Source organism: [Roseibacterium] beibuensis, from assembly GCF_039542305.1.
Lineage (GTDB): Bacteria > Pseudomonadota > Alphaproteobacteria > Rhodobacterales > Rhodobacteraceae > Roseibacterium > Roseibacterium beibuensis.
The window spans coordinates 948,712-955,468 of the sequence record NZ_BAABHW010000002.1; the positions used below are offsets into that span (position 1 = coordinate 948,712).

Annotated in this window: 6 protein-coding genes; 4 read left to right on the forward strand and 2 right to left on the reverse strand. The window is 65.0% G+C overall.

Going from position 1 to position 6,757, the window contains the following annotated elements:
- Positions 1-74 precede the first annotated feature (74 nt).
- Positions 75-2,492 (forward strand): DNA topoisomerase (ATP-hydrolyzing) subunit B, encoded by a 2,418-nt coding sequence (gyrB, locus tag ABD923_RS11440; protein WP_259553864.1) that lies wholly within the window; start codon positions 75-77, stop codon positions 2,490-2,492.
- A gap of 39 nt (positions 2,493-2,531) precedes the next feature.
- Here gyrB and ABD923_RS11445 read toward each other — a convergent pair whose 3' ends face one another.
- Positions 2,532-3,731 (reverse strand): anaerobic sulfatase maturase, encoded by a 1,200-nt coding sequence (locus ABD923_RS11445; protein WP_259553863.1) that lies wholly within the window; start codon positions 3,729-3,731, stop codon positions 2,532-2,534.
- Between the two features lie 147 nt (positions 3,732-3,878).
- Positions 3,879-4,643 (reverse strand): hydroxypyruvate isomerase family protein, encoded by a 765-nt coding sequence (locus ABD923_RS11450; RefSeq protein ID WP_259553862.1) that lies wholly within the window; start codon positions 4,641-4,643, stop codon positions 3,879-3,881.
- A gap of 422 nt (positions 4,644-5,065) precedes the next feature.
- Between ABD923_RS11450 and ABD923_RS11455 the strand changes: the two genes are divergently transcribed.
- From ABD923_RS11455 to ABD923_RS11465, 3 genes are all read left to right on the forward strand, one after another.
- Positions 5,066-5,503 carry a hypothetical protein gene (locus ABD923_RS11455; protein WP_259553861.1) on the forward strand — a complete coding sequence of 146 codons (438 nt, stop codon included), beginning with the start codon at positions 5,066-5,068 and terminating at the stop codon, positions 5,501-5,503.
- Positions 5,504-5,601: 98 nt separating this feature from the next.
- Entirely contained in the window at positions 5,602-5,985 is a 384-nt protein-coding gene (gene csgH, locus ABD923_RS11460; protein WP_259553860.1) for a curli-like amyloid fiber formation chaperone CsgH, read from the forward strand.
- A gap of 76 nt (positions 5,986-6,061) precedes the next feature.
- Complete coding sequence (locus ABD923_RS11465) at positions 6,062-6,469, forward strand: hypothetical protein (RefSeq protein WP_259553859.1); 408 nt, start codon at positions 6,062-6,064, stop codon at positions 6,467-6,469.
- Positions 6,470-6,757: the final 288 nt, after the last annotated feature.

The window sequence follows — 6,757 nt, forward strand, 5'->3', positions numbered from 1 at the left end:
ATATTGGGGTCAAAGGCGTGACAATCCCCCGCCCGACCGATATAAAATCGCCAAACGAACAGGCAGAAGAACGCATGGCAGACAACGCCCCCGCGCCCGAAGAATACGGCGCCGATTCCATCAAGGTTCTCAAAGGCTTGGAGGCGGTTCGCAAACGCCCCGGCATGTATATCGGTGACACCGACGATGGCTCGGGCCTGCACCACATGGTGTACGAGGTCGTCGATAACGGCATCGACGAGGCCCTGGCCGGCCATGCCGACGCCGTGACGGTCACGCTTCACCCCGATGACAGCGTCTCGGTCAGCGACAATGGCCGTGGCATTCCCGTGGGTATCCACGAGGAAGAGGGCGTCAGCGCCGCCGAGGTCATCATGACCCAGCTGCATGCCGGCGGGAAATTCGACAGCAACTCCTACAAGGTGTCGGGCGGTCTGCACGGCGTGGGCGTCTCCGTGGTGAATGCGCTGTCGGATTGGCTGGACCTGCGCATCTGGCGCGACGGCAAGGAACACCACGCGCGCTTCGAACGCGGTGAAACGGTCCAGCATCTCGAGGTCGTCGGCGACGCCGAGGGCAAGACCGGGACCGAGGTGCGCTTCCTCGCTTCGACCACGACCTTCTCGAACCTCGATTACTCGTTCAAGACGCTGGAAAACCGCCTGCGCGAACTGGCCTTCCTGAACTCGGGCGTGAAGATCGTTCTTGAGGATCTGCGCCACGCCGAACCGCAACGGGTCGAATTGATCTACGAAGGCGGCGTGCGGGAATTCGTGAAATACCTCGACCGCTCCAAGACCCCGATGATCGAAGAGCCGATCTATGTCGAGGGCGAGCGCGACGGCATCGGCATCGAGGTCGCGATGTGGTGGAACGACAGCTACCACGAGACGGTTCTGCCCTTCACCAACAACATCCCGCAGCGCGATGGCGGCACCCATATGGCGGGCTTCCGTGGCGCGCTGACGCGGACGATGAACCACTACGCCAACTCCACCGGGCTGGCGAAGAAGGAAAAGGTCAACTTCACCGGCGATGACGCGCGCGAAGGGCTGACCTGCGTGCTGTCGGTCAAGGTGCCGGACCCCAAGTTCTCCAGCCAGACCAAGGACAAGCTGGTCTCGTCCGAGGTGCGCCCCGCCGTCGAAGGGCTGATGAACGAGAAGCTCTCGGAATGGTTCGAGGAGCACCCGCAAGAGGCGCGCCAGATCGTCGGCAAGATCGTCGAGGCCGCGCTGGCCCGCGAGGCCGCGCGCAAGGCCCGCGAACTGACCCGGCGCAAGACGGCGATGGACGTGGCCAGCCTTCCCGGCAAGCTCGCCGATTGCCAGGAAAAGGATCCGGCGAAATCCGAACTGTTCCTCGTCGAGGGGGACAGCGCCGGCGGCTCGGCCAAACAGGGCCGCTCGCGCCACAACCAGGCGATCCTGCCGCTGAAGGGCAAGATCCTGAACGTGGAACGCGCGCGCTTCGACCGGATGCTGTCCAGCCAGGAGATCGGGACGCTGATTACCGCGCTTGGTACCGGGATCGGGCGGGACGAGTTCAACCTCGACAAGCTGCGCTACCACAAGATCGTCATCATGACGGATGCCGACGTGGACGGCGCGCATATCCGCACGCTTCTGCTGACCTTCTTCTTCCGGCAGATGCCCGAGATCATCGAACACGGGCATCTCTACATCGCGCAGCCGCCGCTCTACAAAGTCAGCCGGGGCCGCTCCGAGGTGTATCTCAAGGATGAGGCCGCGTTCGAAGACTACCTCGTCGCGCAAGGGATCGAAGGCGCGGTGCTGCGCCTGCCCAACGGCGAGGAACTCGCCGGACAGGACCTGGCCCGCGTGGTCGAGGGCGCGCGCAACTTCAAGCGCATCCTCGATGCCTTCCCCACCCATTACCCGCGCCACATCATCGAACAGGCCGCCATCGCCGGTGCTTTCGACCCGGGCCGGGCCGATGCCGACCTGCAAGGCGTGGCCGACGAGGTCGCCAAGCGGCTGGACCTCGTGGCCGTGGAATACGAACGCGGCTGGCAGGGGCGCATCACGCAGGATCACGGCATCCGCCTGAGCCGTGTTCTGCGCGGGGTCGAGGAAATCCGCACGCTCGACGGCGCGGTGCTGCGCTCGGGCGAGGCGCGCAAGCTGTCCTCGGTCAGCCAGGAAACCCGCGAGATCTACCGCGACCCCGCCACGCTGCAACGCAAGGACCGCTCACAGCTGATCCACGGGCCGAGCGAGTTGCTGCAAGCGATCCTCGACGAAGGCGCCAAGGGCCAGCAGATGCAGCGCTACAAGGGCTTGGGCGAGATGAACCCCGACCAGCTATGGGAAACCACGCTGGACCCCGACGCGCGCACGCTGTTGCAGGTGAAAATCGACGACCTGGCCGAGGCCGACGACATCTTCACCAAGCTGATGGGCGACGTGGTGGAACCCCGCCGCGAATTCATCCAGGCCAACGCGCTCAGCGTCGAGAACCTCGATTTCTGAGGGTTGTAGGCTGCGCTTTTTTCGCGGTGCGAGGGCCGCTCAAGCCATGACCTCGGCGGCTGATCTGCCCGACGCGACAAGCCGCGCCATGTCATTCAGGCGCGGCCGCGCGTGGTGGAAGAACATGGTGTAGCTTTCACAGAAATAGTTGTGCCCGGCCTCGCCGCTGCGCGATGTGGCAAAGCGGTGTTTCGGACAACCGCCGTTGCAGGCCGCCCGGAACGGGCAGGCGCGGCATTGCGCGGTCAGGCTGTCGCGTTTGTGCTGGCCAAAGGCCGTCTGCCGATCCGTCCACAGCATCTGGTCAAGCGGCGTGTCGGTGATCCGGCCCAGCCGGTAGTCTGGAAAGACATAATGGTCGCAGCTGTACAGGCTGCCGTCATGTTCCAGCGCCAACCCATCCCCACAGGTTTCCGCGAACACGCACAGCCCGCCGGGGCGGCCCAGCCATTTTCCCAGCATGGCATCGAAATGCTGAACAAAGATCCGCCCGACATCGCGCTTGATCCAAGTGTCAAAGACATCGCACAGGAACTTGCCATAGGCGCGGGGCCGAACGCTCCAGTCGGTGACGGCAGGACCGGGGTCGCCGTCGATCTGCGGCACCGCGGCCAACCCATCCGGCCCGCCCCGTTCGGCGATCGGGATGAACTGCATGTGCTCGATGCCCAGCCCCTTGAGAAACCGATAGACCTCGCGCCCTTTTCCGCCATTGGCGCGGTGCACGGTGGTCAAGGCGTTATGCGCGACACCGTGGCGTTGCAGAACGTCGAGCCCGCGTATCACCGCGTCAAAGCTGGGCCGCCCCGCGCGGTCGAGGCGATAGCGGTCATGCACCTGTTTCGGCCCGTCGATGCTGATCCCCACCAGGACCCCGTTATCGTGCAGGAACCGCCCCCAATCGTCATCCAGCAACATCCCGTTGGTCTGGAGCACGTTGGTCACCGTGATCCCCGCCGGGGCGTAACTGCGCTGCAACGCCAAGGCCTTGGCGTAGAATTCGACCCCCAGCATCGTCGGCTCGCCGCCCTGCCAGGCGAACGTGACCTCGCGCATGCCTGCGGTCAGCGAGGCGTCGATCAGTTGGCGGGTGTAAGCCTCCAACACCTCGTCGGACATGCGAAACTTCTTCTCTTCCGGAAAGAGGGTTTCCTTGTCGAGATAGTAGCAATAGCTGCACGCGATATTGCAGCGCGGCCCAATGGGCTTTGCCATGATGTTGAATGGACGGCGGGTCATGCGGATACGTCCCTGATGAATGGCTGTCGCCAACCCAGCACCTCAAGTCCCTGGCAAGCGATCCTTCATTTTCGAATACGGTCCTACGCTCGCGCGAGGGCAAGTGAAATCCGGGTGCGAGACATATTGCGCACAAACCGGCGGGCGCTAGCGCGCCCGTTTCGCGTCTTCCATCCACGCCAACCCGTCTTCAACCGCCCCGGCGGGCCGGTATTCCGCGCCGATCGGGCGGGTCCAGCCGAGGCGGTCCAGCGCGGCGAAAACCTTTGGGTAGTCCAGCTCGCCGTGGTCCGGCGCACCCCGGTCGGGGACGGCGGCGATCTGCACATGCCCGATCAGCGGCAGCAACGCCTCCAGCCGCGCGATCACGTCACCTTCCGTCCGGCCCACGTGGTAGCAGTCGAACATCAGCCGCAGGTTCGGTGCATCCATCGCCTCAATGATTTCAGCCGCCTGGTCCGTATCGCGCAGGAAATAGCCCGGCGCGTCATGGGCGTTCAGCGGTTCGATCAGGATGGTGATGCCATAGGACTCCGCCAGATCGCAGGCGAAACGCAGGTTGGAGCGGAAGACGCCATCGGCCTCCCGCCCCTTGGCGAAGCCGGCCATGACATGCACCGCTTCGGCCCCGACGGCGACGGCATATCCCATCGCCTGCTCGATGGCGGCCCGCGCCGCGGGCTCGCGATCCGGCAGCGCCGACAGGCCGAAACAGCCCTCGCCCCCGCGCACGGTGTTCAGCCCCAGCATGGGCAGACCCGTCTCTTCCAGCGCGGCCCGAACGGCGGCGGGATCCTCGGCATAGGGCCAGTGGCATTCGACCGCGTCGAAGCCCGCCGCAGCCGCACGCCGGATTGCCGTCGGCAAGGGATGCCCTGCCCACAGGAACCCGAGATTCGCCGAAAACCGCATGTCGTCCCTTCCCTTTCCTGTCAGCCGACGAATCGAGCGCGAGTCACCCCGTTTAAGCGCTGCTTAATGCGACTCGCAGCCGGCACGCCCCGCGCCCGAAGGTAAGGCCAACCTTACCCGGCGTCACGACAGGCGATAACACCGCGATAACGTCGCCTGAACGCCGATGTTTTCGCCCAGCCCCTGCCTGCTTTGCGGCGCCAATCAAAAGAACATCAAGCTCCTGTTTTTAATTACTTATTGCGGGCGTCATCGGATAACACCCCCGCGTCATCGCCTTTCTTTCCGCTGAAATTGTCTGACATCGGGGTCCGGGGCCAATGTTTGGTCATCGGCTCACGGGGCACACCCCCAACCGGGCCGCACACCAAACACGACCCACGCAACACCTGAACCAAAACCTCAATTTAAGGACCTTCCAAATGACTTTCTCGATCCTCAAGACCGCCGCCGCCTCCATCGCCCTCGCCGCCGCATTTTCGGCCCCCGCGATGGCCACCTGCAACAACGCCTACCTGGAACAGTGGGGCGGCGGGAACGGTGCCGCTATCGAGCAGCACGGCTGGTGCAACGGAACCAGCGTCATCCAGGACGGCTGGGGCAACACCACGATGACCTTCACCGACGGCGCCTTCAACACCACGGCCATCGGCCAGCAGGGTGTCGGCAACGAGGCCTACTCGGCCCAGGGCGGCATCGGCAACGCCACCGGCATCGCCCAGTTCGGCGCGAACAACTACGCCAACACCACCGTGGGCGGCGTCGGCAACGCGGTCGGCGTGATCCAGGTCGGCAACGGCAACTCGGCCGAGACCGTGCAGTACGGCGCCGGCAACGTCGCCCTGATCATCCAGGACTGAGCCCCCGGTCCTGATCCCGGGGGCGGGCGCCCCAACTGTCCCTCCTCTCCTCCGCCCGCCCCCGGCCTTCTTGAAACCCCAACCGAAAGGACAGGCCCATGACCCTCTCTTCCTTCACCCTCCGGGCCGCCCTCGGCACCGCACTGGCCGCCGCCGCCCTTGGCTGCACCGCCATCGCCGAGACCGGTTCGACCCATGCCACCCCCGGCCCCGTCGCCTGCGCCGTCGCGGTCACGCCCTCAGGCTCCTCCCTCGTGATCGAGGGCGTCGTCGAGGCCCGCGAACCCCTGGTCGGCAGCTACAGCCTGTCGGTCACCGGCCCCGGCACCCGCATGAACCAGGGCGGCCCGATCGCTGTGGACGCCGGCGAAACCCTCCGCCTCGGGCGCGTCCAGATGGGCGGCACGGCAACCAACGGCCTGACGGCCGAACTCACCCTCGAAGTCGACGGCGAAACCTATCGCTGCCCGGCCGAGATCTGACCCGACCCAAAGCCCTTCACGACCCAAGACCTTTTCAAACCTTCATTCCCACCCCTTCTGCCAAAGGACCAAACCCATGTTCAAGAAAGCCATCATCACCGCCGCCCTCGCCACCACCACCGCCTTCTCGGCCCTGCCTGCCGCGGCCAACGGCACCCTCAGCTTCACGCTGAATGCCGGCAACCAGCAGGAGGCGGACGCCATCCGCGCCGGCCTGACGCTCTACCAGATCGTTCAGGGCGTGGAATCGGGGGCCTTCGTCCACCAGGACGGCAGCCTGAACGGCGCGGCCATCGCCCAGGTCGCAGGGGGCGGCTCGGTCGGGATCATCCACCAGGACGGCAACGGCCATGCCGCGACCCTCGACCAGCGGGGCCACGGACAGGCACACGGCATCTTCCAGTTCGGCAACGGCGCCAATGCCGATGTCGTCCAGACGGCAAACGGTCAGGCTGGCCTGACCTTCCAGTTCGGCCTGAACTGAGGTTCAGCCGAAACCGGACGTCCGGCCTTTCCTAGGTCCCGTTTCCCCCGGTCGGGCGTCCGGTCACCCCCTTCTCCCTCCCTCGTCGTTCCCGAGGACCCTGCCCCCCGTGCTTTGCCGGGGGGCTTTTTTCTGGGCGATTGTATATTTGACAAACCCACGGCGGATTCCTATATTTAACTCATAGAGTTGAGGAAACCGCCATGTCTGTTCTGAGCAAACCCTACATGCACGATGAAGCCGAGGCGTTTAAACACGTCGAAAGCATCATCTGGCCCGATGGCCCGG